Origin of the sequence: Exiguobacterium sp. s80 (genome assembly GCF_018618725.1) — a bacterium.
Taxonomy (GTDB): domain Bacteria; phylum Bacillota; class Bacilli; order Exiguobacteriales; family Exiguobacteriaceae; genus Exiguobacterium_A; species Exiguobacterium_A oxidotolerans.
Genome location: NZ_JACSMP010000011.1, coordinates 13,698 through 36,262 on the forward strand (window position 1 = coordinate 13,698; position 22,565 = coordinate 36,262).

At 46.7% G+C, this 22,565-nt stretch carries 29 protein-coding genes; all 29 read right to left on the reverse strand.

Features of this window, described 5'->3' with window-relative positions:
• Positions 1-13: 13 nt before the first annotated feature.
• The 29 genes from rpmD to rplL all read right to left on the reverse strand — a co-directional run bounded on the left by rpmD (position 14) and on the right by rplL (position 22,545).
• Complete coding sequence (rpmD, locus tag KNP94_RS14530) at positions 14-199, reverse strand: 50S ribosomal protein L30 (protein WP_012369027.1); 186 nt, start codon at positions 197-199, stop codon at positions 14-16.
• Between the two features lie 18 nt (positions 200-217).
• Positions 218-718 carry a 30S ribosomal protein S5 gene (rpsE, locus tag KNP94_RS14535; RefSeq protein ID WP_012369026.1) on the reverse strand — a complete coding sequence of 167 codons (501 nt, stop codon included), beginning with the start codon at positions 716-718 and terminating at the stop codon, positions 218-220.
• 22 nt (positions 719-740) lie between these two features.
• Positions 741-1,091 (reverse strand): 50S ribosomal protein L18, encoded by a 351-nt coding sequence (rplR, locus tag KNP94_RS14540; RefSeq protein WP_029332268.1) that lies wholly within the window; start codon positions 1,089-1,091, stop codon positions 741-743.
• A gap of 37 nt (positions 1,092-1,128) precedes the next feature.
• Positions 1,129-1,665 carry a 50S ribosomal protein L6 gene (gene rplF, locus KNP94_RS14545; protein ID WP_029332267.1) on the reverse strand — a complete coding sequence of 179 codons (537 nt, stop codon included), beginning with the start codon at positions 1,663-1,665 and terminating at the stop codon, positions 1,129-1,131.
• Between the two features lie 31 nt (positions 1,666-1,696).
• A complete protein-coding gene (gene rpsH / locus KNP94_RS14550; protein ID WP_012369023.1) occupies positions 1,697-2,095 on the reverse strand; it encodes a 30S ribosomal protein S8 in 399 nt (132 codons plus the stop codon).
• Between the two features lie 31 nt (positions 2,096-2,126).
• On the reverse strand, positions 2,127-2,396 hold the full coding sequence (rpsN, locus tag KNP94_RS14555; RefSeq protein WP_012369022.1) for a 30S ribosomal protein S14: 270 nt from the start codon (positions 2,394-2,396) through the stop codon (positions 2,127-2,129).
• Positions 2,397-2,410: 14 nt separating this feature from the next.
• On the reverse strand, positions 2,411-2,950 hold the full coding sequence (gene rplE, locus KNP94_RS14560; RefSeq protein ID WP_029332266.1) for a 50S ribosomal protein L5: 540 nt from the start codon (positions 2,948-2,950) through the stop codon (positions 2,411-2,413).
• A gap of 31 nt (positions 2,951-2,981) precedes the next feature.
• Positions 2,982-3,293 carry a 50S ribosomal protein L24 gene (gene rplX, locus KNP94_RS14565; protein ID WP_029332265.1) on the reverse strand — a complete coding sequence of 104 codons (312 nt, stop codon included), beginning with the start codon at positions 3,291-3,293 and terminating at the stop codon, positions 2,982-2,984.
• Between the two features lie 34 nt (positions 3,294-3,327).
• Positions 3,328-3,696, reverse strand: a complete 369-nt coding sequence (rplN, locus tag KNP94_RS14570) for a 50S ribosomal protein L14 (protein ID WP_012369019.1) — start codon at positions 3,694-3,696, stop codon at positions 3,328-3,330.
• A 48-nt stretch (positions 3,697-3,744) separates the two neighbouring features.
• The gene (rpsQ, locus tag KNP94_RS14575; protein WP_014969155.1) at positions 3,745-4,008 is read right to left on the reverse strand and encodes a 30S ribosomal protein S17; all 264 of its coding nucleotides are present in this window, start codon (positions 4,006-4,008) and stop codon (positions 3,745-3,747) included.
• 31 nt (positions 4,009-4,039) lie between these two features.
• Positions 4,040-4,243 (reverse strand): 50S ribosomal protein L29, encoded by a 204-nt coding sequence (gene rpmC / locus KNP94_RS14580; protein WP_012369017.1) that lies wholly within the window; start codon positions 4,241-4,243, stop codon positions 4,040-4,042.
• Positions 4,230-4,667, reverse strand: a complete 438-nt coding sequence (gene rplP, locus KNP94_RS14585; protein ID WP_012369016.1) for a 50S ribosomal protein L16 — start codon at positions 4,665-4,667, stop codon at positions 4,230-4,232. The genes rpmC and rplP overlap by 14 nt, the downstream gene beginning before the upstream one ends.
• Before the next feature lie 33 nt (positions 4,668-4,700).
• Complete coding sequence (gene rpsC, locus KNP94_RS14590) at positions 4,701-5,357, reverse strand: 30S ribosomal protein S3 (RefSeq protein ID WP_026834299.1); 657 nt, start codon at positions 5,355-5,357, stop codon at positions 4,701-4,703.
• 12 nt (positions 5,358-5,369) lie between these two features.
• Positions 5,370-5,702 carry a 50S ribosomal protein L22 gene (rplV, locus tag KNP94_RS14595; RefSeq protein WP_029332264.1) on the reverse strand — a complete coding sequence of 111 codons (333 nt, stop codon included), beginning with the start codon at positions 5,700-5,702 and terminating at the stop codon, positions 5,370-5,372.
• A gap of 20 nt (positions 5,703-5,722) precedes the next feature.
• Positions 5,723-6,001, reverse strand: a complete 279-nt coding sequence (gene rpsS / locus KNP94_RS14600) for a 30S ribosomal protein S19 (protein ID WP_012369013.1) — start codon at positions 5,999-6,001, stop codon at positions 5,723-5,725.
• Positions 6,002-6,064: 63 nt separating this feature from the next.
• Positions 6,065-6,895, reverse strand: coding sequence for a 50S ribosomal protein L2 (gene rplB / locus KNP94_RS14605; RefSeq protein ID WP_029332262.1), 831 nt, complete (start codon positions 6,893-6,895; stop codon positions 6,065-6,067).
• Positions 6,896-6,927: 32 nt separating this feature from the next.
• On the reverse strand, positions 6,928-7,212 hold the full coding sequence (rplW, locus tag KNP94_RS14610) for a 50S ribosomal protein L23 (RefSeq protein ID WP_029332261.1): 285 nt from the start codon (positions 7,210-7,212) through the stop codon (positions 6,928-6,930).
• Entirely contained in the window at positions 7,212-7,835 is a 624-nt protein-coding gene (rplD, locus tag KNP94_RS14615) for a 50S ribosomal protein L4 (protein ID WP_029332260.1), read from the reverse strand. The genes rplW and rplD overlap by 1 nt, the downstream gene beginning before the upstream one ends.
• Positions 7,836-7,864: 29 nt before the next feature.
• Positions 7,865-8,491 carry a 50S ribosomal protein L3 gene (gene rplC / locus KNP94_RS14620; protein ID WP_029332259.1) on the reverse strand — a complete coding sequence of 209 codons (627 nt, stop codon included), beginning with the start codon at positions 8,489-8,491 and terminating at the stop codon, positions 7,865-7,867.
• A gap of 68 nt (positions 8,492-8,559) precedes the next feature.
• Complete coding sequence (gene rpsJ / locus KNP94_RS14625) at positions 8,560-8,868, reverse strand: 30S ribosomal protein S10 (RefSeq protein WP_029332258.1); 309 nt, start codon at positions 8,866-8,868, stop codon at positions 8,560-8,562.
• 316 nt (positions 8,869-9,184) lie between these two features.
• Positions 9,185-10,372, reverse strand: coding sequence for an elongation factor Tu (tuf, locus tag KNP94_RS14630; RefSeq protein WP_088836007.1), 1,188 nt, complete (start codon positions 10,370-10,372; stop codon positions 9,185-9,187).
• A 117-nt stretch (positions 10,373-10,489) separates the two neighbouring features.
• Complete coding sequence (gene fusA / locus KNP94_RS14635; protein WP_029332256.1) at positions 10,490-12,568, reverse strand: elongation factor G; 2,079 nt, start codon at positions 12,566-12,568, stop codon at positions 10,490-10,492.
• 124 nt (positions 12,569-12,692) lie between these two features.
• Positions 12,693-13,163, reverse strand: a complete 471-nt coding sequence (rpsG, locus tag KNP94_RS14640) for a 30S ribosomal protein S7 (RefSeq protein WP_023466623.1) — start codon at positions 13,161-13,163, stop codon at positions 12,693-12,695.
• A gap of 49 nt (positions 13,164-13,212) precedes the next feature.
• Positions 13,213-13,635, reverse strand: a complete 423-nt coding sequence (gene rpsL, locus KNP94_RS14645; RefSeq protein WP_012369004.1) for a 30S ribosomal protein S12 — start codon at positions 13,633-13,635, stop codon at positions 13,213-13,215.
• Between the two features lie 125 nt (positions 13,636-13,760).
• A complete protein-coding gene (locus tag KNP94_RS14650) occupies positions 13,761-14,012 on the reverse strand; it encodes a ribosomal L7Ae/L30e/S12e/Gadd45 family protein (protein WP_088836006.1) in 252 nt (83 codons plus the stop codon).
• Between the two features lie 80 nt (positions 14,013-14,092).
• Positions 14,093-17,692: a DNA-directed RNA polymerase subunit beta' gene (gene rpoC, locus KNP94_RS14655; protein WP_088836005.1), complete on the reverse strand. Its 3,600-nt coding sequence runs from the start codon at positions 17,690-17,692 to the stop codon at positions 14,093-14,095.
• A gap of 20 nt (positions 17,693-17,712) precedes the next feature.
• On the reverse strand, positions 17,713-21,270 hold the full coding sequence (gene rpoB / locus KNP94_RS14660) for a DNA-directed RNA polymerase subunit beta (protein ID WP_088838389.1): 3,558 nt from the start codon (positions 21,268-21,270) through the stop codon (positions 17,713-17,715).
• Positions 21,271-21,501: 231 nt separating this feature from the next.
• Positions 21,502-22,098: a class I SAM-dependent methyltransferase gene (locus KNP94_RS14665; protein WP_088836004.1), complete on the reverse strand. Its 597-nt coding sequence runs from the start codon at positions 22,096-22,098 to the stop codon at positions 21,502-21,504.
• 81 nt (positions 22,099-22,179) lie between these two features.
• Positions 22,180-22,545 (reverse strand): 50S ribosomal protein L7/L12, encoded by a 366-nt coding sequence (gene rplL, locus KNP94_RS14670; protein WP_214767887.1) that lies wholly within the window; start codon positions 22,543-22,545, stop codon positions 22,180-22,182.
• Between the last annotated feature and the right edge of the window lie 20 nt (positions 22,546-22,565).

A 22,565-nucleotide genomic window follows, 5' to 3' on the forward strand; every position in this document is an offset into this window, starting at 1 on the left:
TTATATCGTTCTATTACTCTTGAATTTCTTTAACTGTCAATAAGTGTGACACGTGGTTAATCATCCCACGCATAGCAGCGTTGTCAGGTACGACAACCGTTTGGTGCATCTTACGGAGACCAAGCGTACGAGTAGTAACGCGTTGGTTCTCCGGACGACCGATCATGCTGCGTGTGAGGGTAACTGCGAGTTTCGCCATCTGTATTCCCTCCCTTTCTTAACCGCGAAGTTCTTCGACGGTTTTACCGCGGAGTTTCGCAACGTCTTCAGCACGTTTAAGTGAAGTGAGACCTTTAACAGTCGCACGAACCATGTTGATTGGAGTGCTTGATCCAAGTGATTTCGAAAGAATGTCGTTGATTCCCGCTAATTCGAGAACCGCACGAACTGGGCCACCAGCGATGACTCCAGTACCTTCAGAAGCAGGTTTCAAGAAGACGTGACCTGCACCGAAAATTCCGTTGATTTCGTGTGGAATTGTAGTGTTAACGATTGGAACGTTAACCATGTTTTTCTTTGCATCTTCGATTGCTTTACGGATCGCTTCAGGCACTTCCTGAGCTTTACCCGTACCGAAACCTACGTGACCATTCTTGTCACCTACGACGACGAGTGCAGCAAAACGGAAGCGACGGCCACCTTTTACTACTTTCGCGACGCGGTTTACAGTAACAACGCGTTCTTCGAGTTGATCCATGTTAATTTCTAACTGGCGCATGTAGAGGTTCCCTCCTTTTCTATTAGAATTTGAGACCAGCTTCACGAGCTGCTTCAGCTACAGCTTTGATACGTCCATGATAGAGATATCCTCCACGGTCGAAAACGACTGTTTCAATACCTTTTTCAAGAGCGCGTTCAGCTGCGAGCTTACCGACTGCTGTTGCAGCGTCAGCTGTGTTGCCTTTTTCAAGATCGAGTGATGATGCAGATGCGAGTGTTGCATGTGTTGCATCGTCAATGACTTGTACGTAAATGTTCTTGTTCGAACGGAATACGTTCATGCGTGGACGTGTTGCAGTCCCGATGATTGTACGACGTACACGACCATGACGCTTTTTACGCGTAGCGTTTTTGTCTGCCTTTGAGATCATTTATGCCACTCCTTTCCGGTCAATTCGTATCAACGAATTACTTACCTGTTTTACCTTCTTTACGACGAACGACTTCATCACTGTAACGAATTCCTTTACCTTTGTACGGCTCAGGTTGACGGTACGAACGAATCAATGCAGCAACGTGTCCAACACGCTCTTTGTTGATTCCGCGGATGATGATTTGCGTATTCGTAGGAACTTCGACTTCAATGCCTTGTTCCGGAGTGTACTCGATTGGGTGTGAGTAACCGAGGTTGAGTACGATTTTGTTACCTTGCTTTTGAGCACGGTAACCAACACCTTGGATATCAAGTGTCTTAGCAAAACCGTTGTTTACACCTTCGACCATGTTCGCGATAAGCGCACGAGTCGTTCCGTGAATTGTACGGTTAGCCTTTTCGTCGTTTGGACGAACGACAGTCAATTCATTACCTTCTACGTTGATAGCCATAGTCGGGTTGAACTCACGTGTGAGTTCACCTTTAGGACCTTTTACTGTAACTGTGCTGTTTTCAACTGTTACTGTAACGCCTGCTGGGATAACGACCGGCTTTTTACCAATACGTGACATTTAAGACACCTCCGTTCTTTTTATGCGTGAATTACCAGATGTATGCGATCACTTCGCCGCCGACTTTTTGTTGGCGAGCTTCTTTGTCTGTCATAACACCTTTAGATGTTGAAACGATAGCGATTCCGAGACCACCGAGTACTTTCGGGATTTCATCAGCTTTCGCGTAAACGCGAAGACCTGGTTTCGAGATACGTTTGAGTCCAGTGATAACGCGTTCGTTGCTTGCGCCATACTTAAGGAATACGCGGAGCGTACCTTGTTTGCTGTCCTCGAGATATTCAACATCGCGGATGAAACCTTCACGTTTGAGGATTTCAGCGACTTCACGTTTGATTGTAGAAGCTGGCATTTCCAACTTCTCATGGCGAACCATGTTTGCATTACGAATGCGTGTAAGCATATCTGCAATCGGATCTGTCATAACCATGCGATGTACCTCCTTTCACAACTTTAATGAATTACCAGCTTGCTTTTTTAACACCAGGGATTTGACCTTTATGAGCAAGATCACGGAACTTAATACGGCTGATACCGAATTTACCAATGTAACCGTGTGGACGGCCAGTGATACTGCAACGGTTGTGTAAACGAACCGCTGAAGAGTTACGTGGGAGTTTGCTCAAGCCGATGTAGTCGCCTTGTGCTTTCAATTCTGCGCGTTGTTCAGCGTAGCGCTCTACGAGTGCTTGGCGTTTTACTTCACGTGCGATCATTGATTTCTTAGCCATGTGTGCGGCCTCCCTTATTTTTGGAATGGCATGCCGAGTGCTGTGAGAAGCTCACGAGACTCTTCATCCGTATTAGCAGTAGTTACGATAACGATGTCCATACCACGGACTTTAGATACGCGATCGTAGTCGATCTCTGGGAAGATCAATTGTTCCTTCACGCCTAGCGTGTAGTTACCACGGCCATCGAATGATTTCTTCGATACACCACGGAAGTCACGTACACGTGGAAGTGACACGTTGATCAACTTGTCGAGGAATTCGAACATGCGCTCTCCGCGAAGTGTAACCTTCGCACCGATTGGCATACCTTCACGAAGTTTGAAACCAGCGATTGATTTCTTAGCTTTCGTGATGAGTGGCTTCTGACCAGTGAGGAGCTGAAGCTCTTCTACTGCCATGTCAAGTGCTTTCGTGTTCGTAACAGCGTCACCAACACCCATGTTGATTACGATCTTATCGACTTTCGGCGCTTGCATTACAGAAGTATAGTTGAATTTCTCCATCATTACTTTGACGATTTCGTCTTGGTATTTAGCTTTTAAACGGTTCATCAGAAAGTGGACCTCCTTTCTTTAAATCTTCTTATTTATCTAAAGCTTCGCCCGATTTTTTAGCGATACGTACTTTCTTGCCGTCAACCACAGTGAAACCAACGCGTGTTGGAGTTCCTGTCTTAGGGTCGATGAGCATAACGTTCGATACGTGAATCGGTGCTTCTTTCTCGACAATTCCGCCTTGCGGGTTAAGTTGAGAAGGTTTTGTGTGTTTTTTGATCATGTTAACGCCTTCGACGATAACGCGATCTTTTTTAGGCATAGCAGTAAGAATAACGCCTTGTTTGCCTTTATCTTTACCAGTCATAACCTGAACTTTATCACCTTTTTTGACATGCATCGTTAGAGCACCTCCTTGTAGGAATTCTTTGGAATTAAAGTACTTCCGGTGCCAACGAGACGATCTTCATGAAGTCTTTTTCACGAAGTTCGCGTGCGACTGGTCCGAAGATACGTGTGCCACGTGGGCTTTTATCATCTTTGATGATGACTGCTGCATTTTCGTCAAAACGGATGTACGAACCGTCTTTACGACGAACGCCACGTTTAGTACGAACGACTACTGCGCGTACAACTTCACCTTTTTTGACAACGCCACCTGGTGTTGCTTGTTTAACTGTGCAAACAATTACGTCACCGATGTTAGCAGTTTTGCGACCAGATCCACCGAGGACTTTGATCGTCAAGACTTCACGAGCTCCTGAGTTGTCTGCTACTTTCAAGCGAGATTCTTGTTGAATCATACGATTGTACCTCCCTCCGGATGTTTATTCATCCGAACTAATTAGAGTTTAGATGATTACTGCTTTTTCGACGACTTCTACGAGACGGAAACGTTTGTCCTTAGAAAGTGGACGTGTTTCTTGAATGCGTACAACATCACCGATTTTAGCTGTGTTGCTTTCATCATGCGTTTTATACTTCTTAGAGTAGTTTACGCGTTTGCCGTAGAGCTTGTGCTTTACTTTAGTCTCAACTGAAACAACGATCGTTTTATCCATTTTGTCAGATACGACGCGTCCAGTTAATACTTTGCGGTTGTTAGTGCGTTCCATTGAGTGTTCCTCCTCTCAGAATCCGAGTGAATTATGCGTTGTTGATGCCGAGTTCGCGTTCACGAAGAACGGTTTTCGCGCGTGCAATCGACTTGCGCACTTCACGGATACGAGCAGGGTTCTCAAGCTGACCAGTCGCGAGTTGGAAACGAAGGTTGAACAACTCTTCTTTCCACGAACCGACTTTACCGTTGAGCTCTTCTGTAGTTTGCTGACGGAGATCAGTTGCTTTCATTCGTATCACCACCATTTTCTTCACGTTTTACGAACTTACATTTTACTGGAAGTTTGTGTGATGCAAGACGGAGAGCTTCGCGTGCGATCTCTTCCGATACTCCTGCGATTTCGAACATTACTTTCCCCGGTTTAACGACTGCAACCCAGCCCTCCGGAGCACCTTTACCTGAACCCATTCGGACTTCAAGAGGTTTTTTAGTGTATGGTTTATGTGGGAAAATCTTGATCCACACTTTACCACCACGTTTCATATAACGAGTCATCGCGATACGCGCTGATTCGATTTGACGGCTAGTGATCCAGCTAGCTTCTTGAGCTTGGATACCGAACTCGCCGAAGTGTACTGTAGTACCACGTTTCGCTTTACCACGCATGTTGCCGCGGTGAACACGACGATATTTTACACGTTTTGGTAACAACATGTTGTGTTGCCTCCTTCCCTAGACGGATGTGGATTATTGTTCGTTAGATGCTGCTTTTTTAGTAGGAAGCACTTCACCGTGGTGGAGCCATACTTTTACGCCAATTTTGCCGTAAGTTGTATCAGCTTCAGCAGTACCGTAATCGATGTCTGCACGGAGTGTATGAAGTGGAACTGTTCCTTCTGAATACTTCTCTGAACGAGCGATATCAGCGCCACCAAGACGACCAGAAACTTCAGTCTTGATTCCTTTGATACCTGAACGCATAGAACGTTGGATTGATTGCTTCATTGCACGACGGAAAGATACGCGGCCTTCAAGTTGGCGAGCGATGTTTTCAGCGACAAGTTTAGCAACTGCATCCGGGTTTTTCACTTCAACGACGTTAACGTGAACGCGTTTGCCTTTTGCAAGGTTAGTGATGTCTGTACGAAGTGTTTCGATTTCAGAACCGCCTTTACCGATAACCATACCAGGTTTAGCAGTGTGAAGTGAAATGTTCAAGCGGTTTGCAGCGCGCTCGATTTCAATTTTAGAAACACTAGCGTCTTTAAGACGTTTTTCGATATATTCACGAACTACGTAGTCTTCATGAAGGAGATCAGCATAGTCTTTATCTGCGAACCAACGTGATTCCCAGTCTTTGATGATACCTACGCGAAGACCAGTTGGGTTAATCTTCTGACCCACGGTAATCCCTCCTTATTTTTCAGATACCACGATGTGAACGTGGCTCGTACGTTTGTTGATACGGCTTGCGCGACCCATTGCACGTGGGCGGAAACGTTTGAGCGTTGGACCTTCGTTGACGTAAGCCTCTGTTACTACGAGGTTTTCGATGTTCATGTCGAAGTTGTGCTCAGCGTTCGCGATTGCCGATTTCAATGCTTTTTCAACGATTGGCGTTGCTGCCTTGTTCGTGTAAGCAAGAATCGAAAGAGCTTCGCCGATTTGCTTCCCGCGGATTAAGTCTACTACGAGACGTGCCTTACGAGGAGCAATGCGAACCATATTAGCCGATGCTTTTGATTGCATAATGAGTACCTCCCCTCAGATTAACGTTTCGTCTTCTTATCGTTACCAGCATGTCCTTTATAAGAACGAGTTGGCGCGAATTCACCAAGTTTGTGACCGACCATATCTTCTGTCACGTAAACCGGTACGTGTTTACGACCATCGTAGACAGCGATCGTGTGACCGATGAACTCTGGGAAGATTGTCGAGCGGCGTGACCAAGTTTTGATAACATGCTTGTCACCAGCTTCGTTGGCTTTATCAACCTTAGCGAGCAAATGGTGATCTGCAAATGGACCTTTTTTCAAGCTGCGACCCATAGTTGTACCTCCCTTTGGCATGATTCAGGAACGGTTCCTACGAACCGTTCAGAAATCACGTAATTATTTTTTAGAACGGCGGACGATGTATTTATCGCTCGCTTTGTTTTTCTTACGAGTTTTGTATCCGAGTGCCGGTTTACCCCAAGGAGTAAGTGGGCCCGAACGACCGATTGGAGCACGTCCTTCACCACCACCGTGTGGGTGATCAACTGGGTTCATTACAGAACCACGAACTGTAGGACGTTTTCCGAGCCAGCGTGAACGACCAGCTTTACCGATATTGACGAGCTCATGCTCTTCATTACCGACAGCGCCGATTGTAGCACGGCAAGTAGCAAGGATCATACGTGTTTCGCCTGATTGAAGACGAACAATCGCGTATTTACCATCTTTACCGAGAAGCTGAGCAGAAGTACCAGCTGAACGAACGAGCTGACCACCTTTACCAGGCTTAAGTTCGATGTTGTGGATCAACGTACCAACTGGGATGTTTACAAGTGGAAGAGCGTTACCGACTTTAATGTCAGCTTCTGCTCCTGACATGATTTGCATGTCAACTTTCAATCCTTTAGGTGCGAGGATGTAGCGTTTTTCACCATCGATGTAGTGTACAAGAGCGATGTTTGCAGAGCGGTTCGGATCGTACTCGATTGTAGCGATACGGCCAGCGATGCCATCCTTGTTACGTTTGAAATCGATGATACGGTATTTACGTTTGTGTCCGCCACCTTGGTGACGTACTGTCAAGCGACCTTGGTTGTTACGTCCGCCCTTTTTCGAAAGCTTTTCAGTTAACGATTTTTCAGGACGTGAAGCCGTAATTTCAGCAAAGTCGAGTGCAGTCATGTTACGACGACCGTTAGTGGTCGGTTTAAACTTTTTAATTCCCATCGAGAGTTCCCTCCTTTTCTACAGAGTACCGATTAACCGAGGTAATCGAGTTCTTTGCTATCTGCAGTAAGCGTGACGACCGCTTTTTTGCGGCGTGCTGTGTAACCAGCGTGACGACCTACGCGTTTTGCTTTTGGTTTTGAGATAAGTGTGTTGATTTTTTCAACTTTAACGCCGAAGATCGCTTCAACAGCATCTTTGATTTGAGTCTTAGATGCCTTCACGTCTACTTCGAACGTGTACTTTTTCTCAGCCATTTGGTTCACTGAGCGTTCAGTAATTACAGGACGTTTGATAATGTCGTGTGTATGTGCCATTATGCAAGCACCTCCTCTACTCTCGCAACTGCATCCTTCGTGAAGATGACTTTGTCGTGTCCGACAAGATCAAGGACGTTTACTCCAGCAGCGTCAACGACTGTGACACCAGGAATGTTGCGTGTTGAAAGAACGACTGTCTCGTTGTAATCAGCAGTAACGACAAGAACTTTACGTTCGATTGAAAGAGCAGCGAAGACCGAAATCATATCTTTTGTTTTCGGAGCATCGATTGTCAAACCTTCAAGAACGATGAACTCGTTGTTAGCGACTTTCGAAGAAAGTGCTGAACGTAATGCGAGACGACGAACCTTTTTAGGAAGTTTATAAGCGTACGAACGTGGTGTTGGACCGAAGACTGTTCCACCGCCAACCCATTGTGGCGAACGGATCGAACCTTGGCGTGCACGACCAGTACCTTTTTGTTTCCATGGTTTACGGCCGCCACCGCGAACTTCCGAGCGACCTTTTGTATCATGTGTACCTTGGCGACGTGAAGCTTGTTGCATGACGATTGCATCGTATACGACTGCTTCGTTTGGCTCGATTCCGAAAACGGCATCTGCGAGCTCAATATCTCCAACTTGTGTACCTGTTTGGTTAAGCAAAGCTACTTTAGGCATTCGTTATTCCTCCTTTCCTTGCAAACGGATTAGTTGCCTTTAACCGCAGTTTTGACGACAACTTGGCTCTTACGTGCGCCTGGGATAGCACCCTTGACGAGGAGTAAGCCACGTTCTACATCAACTTTTACGATTTCAAGGTTTTGAACAGTGATTTGTTCTCCACCCATGCGTCCTGGGAGCAATTTCCCTTTGAATACACGGTTTGGAGCGACAGGACCCATTGAACCTGGGCGACGGTGGTAACGCGAACCGTGAGCCATTGGACCACGTGATTGGTTGTGACGCTTGATTGCTCCAGCGAAACCTTTACCTTTCGACGTACCTGTTACATCAACCATTTCGCCTGCAGCGAAAGTATCTGCTTTAATCTCTTGACCGATTTCGAAATCTGTTACAGATGTACGGATTTCTTTAATGAAGCGCTTAGGTGTCGCACTTGCTTTCGCAGCGTGACCTTTTTGCGGTTTGTTTTGACGACCTTCTTTGATATCACCAAAGCCGAGTTGGACTGCTTCGTAACCGTCCACTTCCATTGTCTTCAATTGAAGAACAACGTTACCTTCTACTGAAACGACAGTAACTGGTACTACTTCGCCTGACTCGTTGAAGATTTGTGTCATACCGAGTTTAGTTCCTAAGATTCCTTTAGCCATGAGATACACCTCCTAATATTGAATGATTTTGATCTTCTGGCTAGTATCAACTATTTATAGAAGAAAAATTAAAGTTTGATTTCAATGTCAACGCCCGACGGAAGTTCAAGACGCATAAGCGCATCAACTGTTTTCGGTGTTGGGTTAACGATGTCGATCAAACGTTTGTGTGTACGCATTTCGAACTGCTCACGAGCATCTTTGTACTTGTGAACGGCACGAAGTACTGTGTAGATCGCTTTCTCCGTTGGGAGTGGGATCGGTCCAGATACAGTAGCACCAGAACGTTTTGCTGTGTCGACAATCTTCTCAGCCGATTGATCAAGCACGCGGTGATCGTATGCTTTCAAACGGATCCGAATTTTTTCATTTGCCATGTTGTTTCCCTCCTTTTCGCCTATTTCGTAAATAGACATTCTCCGCGGAAATTTCCACACTAGCCATGGCAATGCCGCCTGGTGTGTCATAACCTCCCGCTTCATCGCGTTGTGTTTGTGACCAACATATTCTAGTTTACTTAATTCCAAGCAAGAATGCAAGCAAAATAAATTAGAACTTGTTTTCAAGTCTCTCACCACTCGCACAAACACTTTCCTCAGTATATAAGATGTCTGACCATGTTGCAAGACTGTTTTTCAGAAAACAAAAAAAGGTCTTCCGTCACGGGAGACGGAAGACCTTTTTGCTTAAAAATTACTCAACGATTTCTGTAACTGATCCAGCGCCTACTGTACGGCCACCTTCACGGATTGAGAAACGAGTTTCTTTTTCAAGAGCGATTGGTGCGATGAGTTCAACAGTCAATTCGATGTTGTCCCCAGGCATAACCATTTCAGTACCTTCAGGAAGTTGGCACATACCAGTTACGTCAGTTGTACGGAAGTAGAACTGTGGACGGTAGTTACCGAAGAATGGCGTGTGACGGCCACCCTCTTCTTTTGAAAGGATGTAAACTTGCGCTTTGAAAGTTTTGTGCGGTGTGATTGTGTTTGGTTTCGCGAGAACTTGTCCACGCTCGATGTCGTCACGTGATACACCACGAAGAAGAGCTCCGATGTTGTCGCCAGCTTCAGCATAGTCAAGAAGCTTACGGAACATCTCTACACCAGTACATACTGATTTTTTAGTTTCTTCGTGAAGACCAACGATTTCGATCTCGTCGTTGACTTTAAGAACTCCACGCTCAACGCGGCCAGTAGCTACTGTACCACGACCAGTGATTGAGAAAACATCCTCAACTGGCATCATGAAGTCTTTTTCAGTGTCGCGAGTTGGCTCAGGGATGTACTCATCAACAGCTGTCATGAGTTCCATGATTTTTTCTTCCCATTTAGCTTCGCCGTTAAGCGCGCCGAGAGCAGATCCTTGGATAACTGGGAGGTCATCGCCTGGGAAGTCATACTCAGAAAGAAGTTCGCGAATTTCCATTTCAACGAGTTCAAGAAGCTCTTCGTCGTCAACCATGTCGACTTTGTTCATGAATACTACGATGAAAGGAACACCTACTTGACGTGAAAGCAAGATGTGCTCACGTGTTTGTGGCATTGGACCATCAGTTGCAGAAACAACGAGGATCGCGCCGTCCATTTGTGCAGCACCAGTGATCATGTTTTTAACATAGTCAGCGTGACCTGGGCAGTCAACGTGTGCATAGTGGCGTTTTTCTGTTTCGTACTCGATGTGAGCTGTTGCGATAGTGATACCGCGCTCGCGCTCTTCTGGAGCACCATCGATTTGGTCAAACTTAGTTGCAGCTTTACCTTGTGATTTTGCAAGTACAGCTGAGATAGCTGCTGTTAAAGTTGTTTTACCGTGGTCGACGTGGCCAATTGTACCAACGTTAACGTGCGGTTTAGAACGGTCGAATTTTTCTTTACCCATTCTGAATTCCTCCTCTATGTGTCTAATAATTTTTTATAACTAGGAAGGTGAATCGTCGAATAACGTACACCTTCCTTAGCTTACACTAATCAAATAATCGTGACAACCTGTGAAGGATTAGCCGTTTGATTTTTTGATGATTTCTTCAGCAACTGATTTCGGTACTTCTTCGTAGTGATCGAAGTGCATTGAGTACGTACCGCGACCTTGTGTGCGCGAACGAAGTCCTGTTGCATATCCGAACATTTCCGAAAGTGGAATCATCGAGCGAACGACTTGTGCGTTCCCACGAGCTTCCATACCTTCAACGCGTCCACGGCGTGACGTAACGTCACCCATGATGTCTCCCATGTATTCGTCTGGGATGACGATTTCAACTTTCATCATTGGCTCAAGGATAACAGCGCCGCTCTTATCTTTAAGTTGTTTGACTGCCATTGAAGCCGCGATTTTAAATGCCATCTCGTTTGAGTCGACATCGTGGTATGAACCGAAAACGAGTGCTGCTTTAACGTCAACTACTGGATAACCAGCAAGGATACCGTTTTGAAGTGCTTCTTCGATTCCGTTTTCAACCGCTGGGATGTATTCACGCGGAACAACACCACCGACGATTTTGTTGTTGAACTCGAAGCCAGCACCTTCTTCGTTCGGCTCGAATTCTACGACGACGTGACCATACTGACCACGACCACCTGATTGACGAGCGAACTTAGAATCGATTTTCGCTGCTTGGCGAATCGTTTCACGGTAAGCTACTTGTGGAGCACCAACGTTAGCTTCGACTTTGAACTCGCGACGCATACGGTCAACGATGATGTCGAGGTGAAGCTCACCCATACCTGAGATGATCGTTTGACCAGTCTCTGGGTTTGTTTCAGTGCGGAACGTTGGATCCTCTTCAGCAAGCTTAGCAAGTGCTTGACCCATTTTATCTTGGTCGGCTTTCGTTTTTGGTTCGATTGCGACCGAGATAACTGGTTCTGGGAATGTCATTGATTCGAGAACGACGTTGTCTTTCTCAGAACAAAGCGTATCACCAGTAGTCGTATCTTTAAGACCTACAGCTGCAGCGATGTCACCAGCGAAGACCATTGGGATCTCCTCACGGCTGTTCGCGTGCATTTGAAGGATACGTCCAAGACGCTCACGTTTACCTTTTGTTGAGTTCTTAACGTATGATCCTGCCGAAGCTGTACCAGAGTACACACGGAAGAACGTTAATTTACCAACATACGGGTCAGTCATAACTTTGAATGCAAGTGCAGAGAATGGCGCTTCGTCAGTAGACTCACGAACGATCTCTTCATCTGTATCCATGTTAATTCCTGTGATTGCTTTTACGTCGACTGGTGATGGGAGGTAGTCAAGGACTGCGTCAAGCATAAGCTGGACACCTTTGTTCTTGAATGCCGAACCAACGAGTACAGGGTAGAAATCAACTGTAAGAGTCGCTTTACGGATACCCGCTTTTAACTCTTCGATTGAAATTTCCTCGCCCTCGAGGTATTTCATCATCATTTCTTCTTCGTAATCCGCAACAGCTTCGATTAATGATGCACGAAGTTCTTCAGCTTCGTCTGCGAATTCTGCAGGGAAACCATCCGTTACTTCGATATCAGTACCGATGTCGTTACCGTACATGTATGTTTTCTTTTCAACGAGGTCGATGATTCCTTTGAATTCATCTTCAGCGCCGATTGGAATTTGGATTGCGTGTGCGTTCGCTTGAAGGCGATCGCGGAGCGTTCCGACCGAGTACAGGAAGTCTGCACCGATTTTATCCATTTTGTTTACGAAAACGATACGTGGTACGCCGTAAGTTGTAGCTTGGCGCCATACTGTCTCAGTTTGTGGCTCAACACCAGACTGAGCATCAAGTACTGCAACCGCACCATCAAGTACACGGAGTGAACGTTCAACTTCAACAGTGAAGTCTACGTGTCCAGGAGTATCGATGATGTTTACGCGGTTACCTTTCCATTGTGCAGTTGTTGCTGCCGATGTAATCGTGATTCCACGTTCTTGCTCTTGCTCCATCCAGTCCATTTGTGAAGCACCTTCGTGCGTTTCACCAATTTTGTGGATACGACCCGTGTAATAGAGGATCCGCTCAGTCGTTGTTGTTTTACCAGCATCGATGTGGGCCATGATCCCGATATTACGGGTGTTCTTAAGGGAGAATTCTCTTGCCATCTTTAAACATTCTCCTTTCGCATTTTAATTTAGTGTCCGTGTGTTGCCACACGTCATGACTATACCCGAAAGCCACCTCATATTTCCATACAAAATGGCATAGATGAGGTGGTTAATTCCGGATTTACCAGCGGTAGTGAGCAAACGCTTTGTTCGCTTCCGCCATTTTGTGCATATCTTCGCGCTTCTTAACAGAAGCACCAGTGTTGTTTGCAGCGTCCATGATTTCATTAGCAAGACGAGCATCCATAGTTTTCTCGTTACGGAGACGTGAGTAGTTCACGAGGTAACGAAGTGCGAGTGTCGTACGGCGCTCAGGGCGGACTTCGACAGGAACTTGATAGTTAGCTCCACCTACACGGCGTGCTTTTACTTCAAGAACTGGCATGATGTTGTTCATCGCCTCTTCAAAAACTTCCATTGCATCGCGACCTGAACGTTCAGCGATAGTTTCGAAAGCTTTGTATAAGATTTGTTGAGCAGTACCTTTTTTACCATCTAACATAAGACGGTTGATAAGGCGGGTAACGAGTTTAGAGTTGTAGATCGGATCAGCCATTACATCACGACGTTCTGCTTGACCTTTACGTGGCATTCCGAGTCCCTCCTTTCATATAGTGAGGTGATATCTTCAGATATCTAGATTATTTTTTTGCTGCTTTTGGACGTTTAGTACCATATTTCGAGCGACCTTGCATACGGCCGTCAACTCCAGCTGTATCAAGTGCACCACGAACGATGTGATAACGTACCCCTGGTAAGTCTTTTACGCGGCCTCCGCGAATAAGAACAACACTGTGTTCTTGCAAGTTGTGGCCGATACCTGGGATGTAAGCTGTTACTTCCATTGTGTTCGTCAAGCGTACACGTGCGTACTTACGAAGAGCCGAGTTCGGTTTCTTCGGAGTCATTGTACCTACACGAGTACAAACACCACGTTTTTGTGGTGAGCTGATGTCAGTACGAGCTTTAATGAAGCTGTTGTACCCTTTGTTCAGCGCTGGCGAATCTGATTTCACAACTTTTGATTGACGTCCTTTACGGACCAATTGATTGATAGTAGGCATCTTTGAGATCCTCCCTTCCTGAATTCATGACAAGTTTCAAAACCACCGAGCCGGGTGGTTCATCGAAAGTCATAATGAAACGTTTTGCGTGGCTCAGGCATTCCATCGCCACACAAAACGTATTATCAAACTTTCTTAATGGCAACAGCAGTTGCCGCGACATCGATTCCACAAACCTTACCAAGCTCAAGCTTAGAAGGCACGTTCACAACCGGAACGTTAGCTTGTTTCGCCGCATCGAGCAATGCTTGTTTTACGTGTTCATCTGCGTCATCCGCGATGATCACTTCCGACGCCTTGCCAGATCGCAATGCTTTGAGCGTTTGCTTTTGACCGACAAACTTCAAATCTGCGCCGACTACTTTTTTGTAAGACATGAAGATATCCTCCAAAATAACACGGCCGGTTGGCAACACTATATCATAGTAGCACCGCCATACCGACGTGTCAAGGCGTTTTATTCTACAGGAGAATCTGCTTCTACAGGTGCTTCACCAGCTACTTCGAGTCCGATTTGACGGTAACGTGTCATTCCTGTACCAGCTGGAACTAGTTTACCGATAATAACGTTCTCTTTCAAGCCGCGAAGGTAGTCGCTCTTCCCTTTGATTGCTGCATCCGTAAGGACACGAGTAGTTTCCTGGAACGAAGCAGCTGATAGGAACGAGTCTGTCTCAAGCGATGCTTTTGTAATACCAAGGAGAACTGGTTTAGCGGAAGCGAGTGCTTTTCCTGCACGGAGCGCTTCTTTACATGCTTCTTTAAAGGTACTGATATCAACGAGTGAACCAGGGAGAAGTGTTGTCTCACCTGACTCGATGACGCGAACGCGGCGGATCATTTGACGAACCATGACCTCGACGTGCTTGTCACCGATTTCAACTCCTTGCATCCGGTATACTTTTTGAACTTCCTGAAGAAGGTAGTTCTGAACACCAGATACACCTTTAACGTTTAAGAGTTCTTTCGGATCAATCGATCCTTCTGTGAACACTTGACCGGCAATGACTTCTTCACCGAGTTGAACACGAAGACGCGATCCGAATGGAATCGTGTATGTGCGTGTTTCGCTCAGACCTTGAATCGTCAATTCACGTTTGTCACGCGACTCTGTAAAGTCGATGACTTGTCCGTCGATTTCCGAGATGACCGCTTGACCTTTCGGGTTACGGGCCTCGAACAACTCTTGGATACGTGGAAGACCTTGCGTGATATCATCTCCGGCAACCCCACCTGTGTGGAAGGTACGCATTGTAAGCTGCGTTCCTGGCTCACCGATTGATTGTGCCGCAATGATTCCGACTGCTTCACCGACTTCAACATCGTTACCCGTTGCAAGGTTACGTCCGTAACATTTCTTACAGACACCATGACTCGTGTTACAAGTGAAGGCAGTACGAATTTCAACGTTGTCGATACCAGCGTCCGTAATTGTACGCGCGATATCTTCGTCGATGAGTTCGTTAACAGAAACAAGAACTTCTCCCGTTTCCGGGTGAACGACTTTTTCGAATGCCGTACGTCCGACGAGTCGGTCGTAAAGACTTTCGATTTCTTCCGTTCCTTCGCGAAGAGCCATGACACGGATACCACGATCCGTTCCACAATCATCTTCACGAATGATAACATCTTGCGCTACATCAACGAGACGACGAGTCAGGTAACCTGAATCGGCAGTTTTCAAGGCTGTATCGGCAAGACCTTTACGCGCACCGTGCGTCGAGATGAAGTATTCCTGAACCGTCAGACCCTCACGGAACGAAGATTTGATCGGGAGCTCGATGATCCGTCCACTTGGAGCGGCCATGAGTCCACGCATCCCTGCAAGCTGCGTAAAGTTTGACGCGTTACCACGGGCACCAGAGTCACTCATCATGAAGATCGGGTTTAGACGGTTGAGGGATTTCATCAGACGAGACTGAATTTCATCCTTCGCGTCGTTCCACGACTTGACGACACGCTCATAGCGCTCGTCTTCCGTGATGAGACCACGGCGGTACGATTTCATAACGCGATCCACGTTATCTTGTGCTTCGACCAGGATTTCCTGTTTGTCCGGAAGTACGATGATATCCGAGATACCAACCGTGATACCGGCACGTGTCGAGTGTTTGAAACCAAGGTTTTTCATGCGGTCGAGCATACGGCTCGTCTCCGTCGTTTCGAAACGTTTGAAGACTTCCGCGATGACATTTCCAAGGAATCCTTTTTTGAATGGCTCAATGATTGGACGGTTCTTGATTTCAGCAGCAACATCCGTTCCATTTTCAAGGAAGTACTTCTCAGGCGTTGCTTCCTGTAAGTTGCTCATTGTTGGCTCATTCAAGTATGGGAAAGTCGTTGGGAGGATCTCGTTGAAGATCAACTTACCGACAGTCGTAACCAATAATTTCTCGTTTTGTGACTCTGTAAACGTCGGGTTCTTAAGAACGCCGGCAGGAATCGCAACACGTGAATGGAAGTGAACATACCCGTTTTGGTAGGCGATGAGTGCTTCATTCACAGTCGAGAAGATTTTACCTTCACCGATCGCGTTTTCGCGTTCGAGTGTGAGGTAGTAGTTACCGAGGACCATATCCTGCGATGGTGTAACAACAGGCTTACCGTCTTTCGGGTTCAAGATGTTTTGTGCAGCGAGCATGAGAAGACGTGCTTCTGCTTGTGCTTCTGCAGAAAGTGGTACGTGGACCGCCATTTGGTCACCATCAAAATCGGCGTTGTAAGCCGTACATACGAGCGGGTGAAGACGAATCGCGCGACCCTCGACAAGTGTTGGTTCGAACGCCTGAATACCGAGACGGTGAAGTGTCGGTGCACGGTTCAAGAGAACCGGATGCTCGCGGATGACTTCTTCAAGTACATCCCAGATTTCAGGTTGAACGCGTTCGATTTTACGTTTCGCACTCTTAATGTTTGGTGCGATACCACGTGAGACGAGTTCTTTCATGACAAACGGTTTGAAGAGCTCAAGGGCCATTTCTTTTGGAAGACCACATTGATACATCTTCAAGTTTGGACCAACGACGATAACCGAACGACCAGAGTAGTCGACACGTTTACCGAGTAAGTTTTGACGGAAACGTCCTTGTTTCCCTTTCAACATATGTGAAAGAGATTTTAATGGACGGTTACCTGGTCCAGTGACCGGACGGCCACGACGACCATTATCGATCAAGGCATCAACCGCTTCTTGTAACATCCGTTTTTCATTCTGAACGATGATGTTCGGAGCGCCAAGGTCAAGAAGACGCTTGAGACGGTTGTTACGGTTGATAACACGACGGTATAAATCGTTTAAATCTGATGTCGCGAAACGTCCACCATCAAGCTGGACCATCGGACGAAGTTCCGGCGGGATGACTGGCAATACTTCGAGAACCATCCATTCCGGGTTGTTGCCTGAGTTGCGGAAAGCATCTAAGACTTCAAGACGTTTGATCGCACGTGTACGACGTTGTCCTTGAATCATTCGAAGGTCTTCACGTAAACCAGCTACTTCTTTTTCGAGTTCAACGTCGCGGAGCAATTTACGAACTGCTTCCGCACCCATTTCAGCTGTGAATGAGCTACCGAATTTCTCACGGTATGCACGGTATTCTTTTTCTGAAAGGAGTTGTTTTTTCTCGAGTGTCGATTCGCCCGGATCTGTAACGACGTACGATGCGAAGTAAATGATCTCTTCGAGCGCACGTGGTGACATATCTAAGACAAGACCCATACGACTTGGGATTCCTTTGAAGTACCAAATGTGCGAAACCGGTGCTGCGAGCTCGATGTGACCCATGCGCTCACGACGGACTTTCGACTTCGTGACTTCAACGCCACAGCGGTCACAAATGATTCCTTTATAACGGATTCGTTTGTATTTCCCACAGTAACATTCCCAGTCTTTCGTTGGACCAAAAATCCGTTCACAGAACAAGCCGTCTTTCTCTGGCTTGAGCGTACGATAGTTGATCGTCTCCGGCTTTTTCACTTCCCCGAAAGACCACGAACGGATCTTTTCGGGGGAAGCGAGGCCGATTTTCATATATTCAAATCTATTAACATCTACCAAGGGGTGGACCTCCCTTTCGCTTATTCCTCTTCAGTAACAACTGGTGCGACAGGCGCTTGAACTTCTTCGAGTGCTGGAGTCGCGTTCGGGATGTTGTCCTCGTCGTCGTCCTTCATTTCGATCTCTTCGTCCTCAGCAGACATCATCTTAACGTCCATACCAAGTGATTGAAGTTCTTTAATGAGAACTCGGAACGATTCCGGTACGCCCGGTTGCGGTACATTTTCGCCTTTAACGATCGCTTCATACGCTTTAACACGACCGATCGTATCATCCGATTTGATCGTTAAGATCTCTTGGAGTGTATACGCGGCACCATATGCTTCAAGTGCCCAAACTTCCATCTCTCCGAAACGCTGTCCACCGAACTGGGCTTTACCACCGAGCGGCTGTTGCGTAACGAGTGAGTAAGGACCCGTCGAACGTGCGTGAAGCTTATCATCGACCATGTGGGCGAGTTTAATCATATACATGACACCGACCGAGATGCGGTTATCAAACGCTTCACCCGAACGACCGTCATAAAGAACAGTCTTCGCGTCGCGATCCATACCGGCTTCTTCAATCGTTGCCCAAACATCTTCCTCACGTGCACCATCAAATACCGGTGATGCGACTTTGATTCCGAGTTGGCGTGCAGCCATACCAAGGTGAAGCTCGAGCAACTGCCCGATGTTCATTCGTGATGGTACACCAAGTGGGTTCAACATGATGTCGATTGGTGTGCCGTCTGGCATGTACGGCATGTCTTCTTCTGGCAAGATACGTGAGATAACACCTTTGTTACCGTGACGACCTGCCATTTTATCTCCTTCGTGAATCTTACGTTTTTGAACGATGTACGCACGGATCAACTGGTTGACACCAGGAGATAGTTCGTCGCCGTTATCACGATCGAAGATTTTGACGTCAAGGATGATACCGTCGCCGCCGTGTGGTACACGGAGTGATGTATCACGCACTTCACGTGCTTTTTCACCGAAGATCGCATGTAACAGACGTTCTTCAGCTGTCAATTCCGTTACGCCCTTAGGTGTAACTTTACCGACTAAGATATCCCCATCTTTTACTTCAGCACCGACACGAATGATTCCGCGGTCGTCGAGGTTTTTCAGGGCGTCGTCACCGACGTTCGGAATATCACGAGTGATTTCTTCCGGTCCGAGTTTTGTATCCCGTGATTCACATTCGTATTCCTCAATGTGGATCGATGTGTAGACATCATCTTTCACAAGACGTTCGCTCATGATGACGGCATCCTCGTAGTTGTAACCATCCCATGTCATGAAACCGACGAGTACGTTACGACCGAGCGCAAGTTCCCCACCGTCCATTGATGGACCATCTGCAAGAATCTCGCCTTTATCGACAGGATCGCCTGCTTTGATGATTGGTTTTTGGTTATAGCACGTTCCTTGGTTAGAACGAATGAATTTTTGGATTTTATAACGATCAAGTTCACCTTGAACGATGTTGCCATCGACTTCCGTCGTACGACGGACAAGGATTTCACGAGCCGTTACGCGCTCAGCGATACCAGAGTGTTTTGCAACAACGGCAGCTCCTGAGTCTTTCGCAGACACGTACTCCATCCCAGTTCCAACAATCGGAGATTCTGGATCGAGAAGTGGTACGGCCTGACGTTGCATGTTCGCTCCCATGAGGGCACGGTTCGAGTCATCGTTCTCAAGGAACGGAATACATGCTGTCGCTGCCGAAACAACCTGTTTCGGAGAAACATCCATGTAATCGACACGTGATGGCTCAACAGACAAGTTTTGTCCACGGAAACGTGATAGGACGTGTGTATCTTGGAACGTCTTCTCTTCCGTCAACAACATGTTTGCCTGCGCAACGACGTAGAGATCTTCTTCGTCTGCCGTCATGTAGTGAATTTCATCCGTGACAACACCCGTTTCCGGATTGACACGGCGGTATGGTGCTTCGATGAAACCATACTCATTGACTTTCGCGAACGAAGACAGTGAGTTGATCAAACCGATGTTTGGTCCCTCTGGCGTTTCGATTGGACACATACGGGAATAATGCGAGTAGTGAACATCTCGAACTTCAAAGCCAGCACGCTCACGTGTCAAACCACCGGGTCCGAGAGCAGATAGACGACGTTTGTGCGTCAACTCAGCGAGCGGGTTTGTTTGGTCCATGAACTGTGATAACTGTGAGCTACCGAAGAACTCTTTAATTGACGCGATAACAGGACGAATGTTGATCAATGCCTGTGGTGTGATCGCATTCTGATCTTGAATCGACATACGTTCCTTAACGACACGTTCCATACGTGAAAGACCAATACGGAACTGGTTTTGGAGCAATTCACCGACAGAACGGAGACGACGGTTACCGAGGTGGTCGATATCGTCTGTTGTCCCTACTTCATGCAACAAGTTGAAGAAGTAGTTGATTGCAGCAATCATGTCAGCAGGCGTAATGTGCTTGATGTCACGATCGATGTTACCGTTACCGATGATATTGATGATGCGTTCACCTTCAGCATCGTCCGGTGCGAACACCTTGATCGATTGCAAGTTGAAGGCTTCGCCTTGTGTTACGCCGCCAGTTGGCGTCGCTTCGATGTAACCGACAGATCCTTCAAGGAATGGCAAGACTTTGTCGAGCATGCGTCGGTCAAGAACCGTTCCAGCTTCTGCGATTACTTCACCTGTTTCAGGGTCAACGAGCGTTTCCGCAAGCTTTTGTCCGAACAGACGATTCTTCAGATGAAGCTTCTTATTGATTTTATAGCGACCAACGTTTGCCAAGTCGTAACGTTTCGGGTCGAAGAACCGTGACACGAGAAGTGCTTTCGCATTTTCAACTGTCGGTGGCTCACCCGGGCGTAGACGCTCATAGATTTCGATGAGGGCTTTTTCCGTTGATTCTGTATTATCTTTTTCAAGCGAATTCCGGAGGTACTCATCATCTCCAAGGAGATCGATGATTTCCTGATCCGTACCGAAACCAAGAGCACGTAAAAGAACCGTTACAGGAATCTTACGCGTGCGGTCGATTCGGACATATACGATATCTTTCGCATCTGTCTCAAGTTCGAGCCATGCTCCACGGTTCGGGATGACCGTTGCCGAGAATCCACGTTTACCGTTCTTATCTAACTTATTGTTGTAATACACACTTGGCGAACGAACAAGCTGAGAAACGATAACTCGTTCCGCACCATTAATAATGAATGTTCCCGACTCCGTCATAAGCGGGAAGTCACCCATGAAGACTTCTTGTTCCTTCAATTCACCCGTCTCTTTGTTTTGAAGACGGACTTTAACGCGCAGTGGTGCCGAATAGGTCACGTCGCGTTCTTTCGATTCATCAATCGAATACTTCGGCTCACCGAGCGAGTAATCGATGAATTCTAATACGAGATTTCCTGTGAAGTCGGAAATCGGCGAAATGTCATGAAACATCTCACGAAGACCTTCCCGTAGGAACCATTCGTATGAATTCGTTTGAATCTCAATTAGATTTGGAAGTTCTAATACTTCGCTGATACGTGCATAGCTTCTTCTCTGACGGTGACGACCGTACTGAACAAGTTGACCAGTCAACTGATTCACCTCTCAGACCCACTTCTTCTTCTAGAGAAGGACGGGTGTAATATCGAACATTGAAGCCATTTTTTGACCGATAAGCGCAAAAAAGCGACGTCTTGTCTACTCAATCATCTGTAGTCGAGAACGCCAGCTACTTTCAACCTGCTTATCCAAAAATCACTCCAATGGCATTTTATAATACTATCATAGACACAACACAAGGTCAACGACAAATCACCCGATTTGTCAAGACCGAATTGATTTAAATATTGAATACCCTTTATCGCGGGTTACTGTCTCGCAAGAACCGAAGACTTCTTCCATCAGTTTCTTCGCTGATGGTCCCCCTTGTTTTTTCTGAATGACGACCCAGAGGGCGCCCCCTACTACGAGGTGATCATAAGCTTCACGTAAAATCCGATGAACAACTGCTTTTCCTGCCCGAATCGGTGGATTCGTCACGATCGCTGCAAATGTCTCATCACCTACGCCAACATACCCGTCACTTACACCGGTCGTCACGGAAACACCATTCGCACGTGCATTTTCAGCCGCTAGTTCAAGTGCCCGTTCGTTAACATCAACGAGTTTCGCGTCACGCCCGGTCGCTTTTGCCAGTGAAATCCCCATCGGTCCATATCCGCAACCGACATCTAGAATCGCACCCGGTACATCCGGCTCAACGAATGCCTCAATCAATAGACGCGAACCAAAGTCGACGCCACCTTTTGAGAACACACCGTGGTCCGATGTGAAGCGGAATGTTTCGCCGCGTAGGACGAACTCCCATGATTTCGGATCTCGTTTTGAGGAGGGATCATTCGTGTAATAATGGTCTGCCATGTTTCCTTCCCCTCTCTTGATTAAAGATGAAAACAAAAGAAGCCCGCAAAGCGAGCTTCTTTTGTCTGCGGAAGAAGAAAATTACTTAACTTCTACGCTTGCGCCAGCTTCTTCAAGCTTAGCTTTGATTGCGTCAGCGTCTTCTTTCGAAACGCCTTCTTTAACTGGAGCCGGAGTTCCGTCAACGAGTGCTTTCGCTTCTTTAAGACCGAGGCCTGTCAATTCGCGAACTGCTTTGATGACGTTGATTTTACCAGAACCTGCGTTAGTAAGGATTACGTCGAATTCAGTTTGCTCTTCAGCTGCTGCTGCGCCTGCACCTGCTGCTGCTACTGGAGCTGCTGCTGATACGCCGAATTCTTCTTCGATTGTTTTTACGAGTTCGTTAAGTTCAAGAACAGTCATGCCCTTGAGGTCTTCGATAAATTGCTCTTTGTTGAAAGCCATTATGGTTTTCCTCCTTTGAT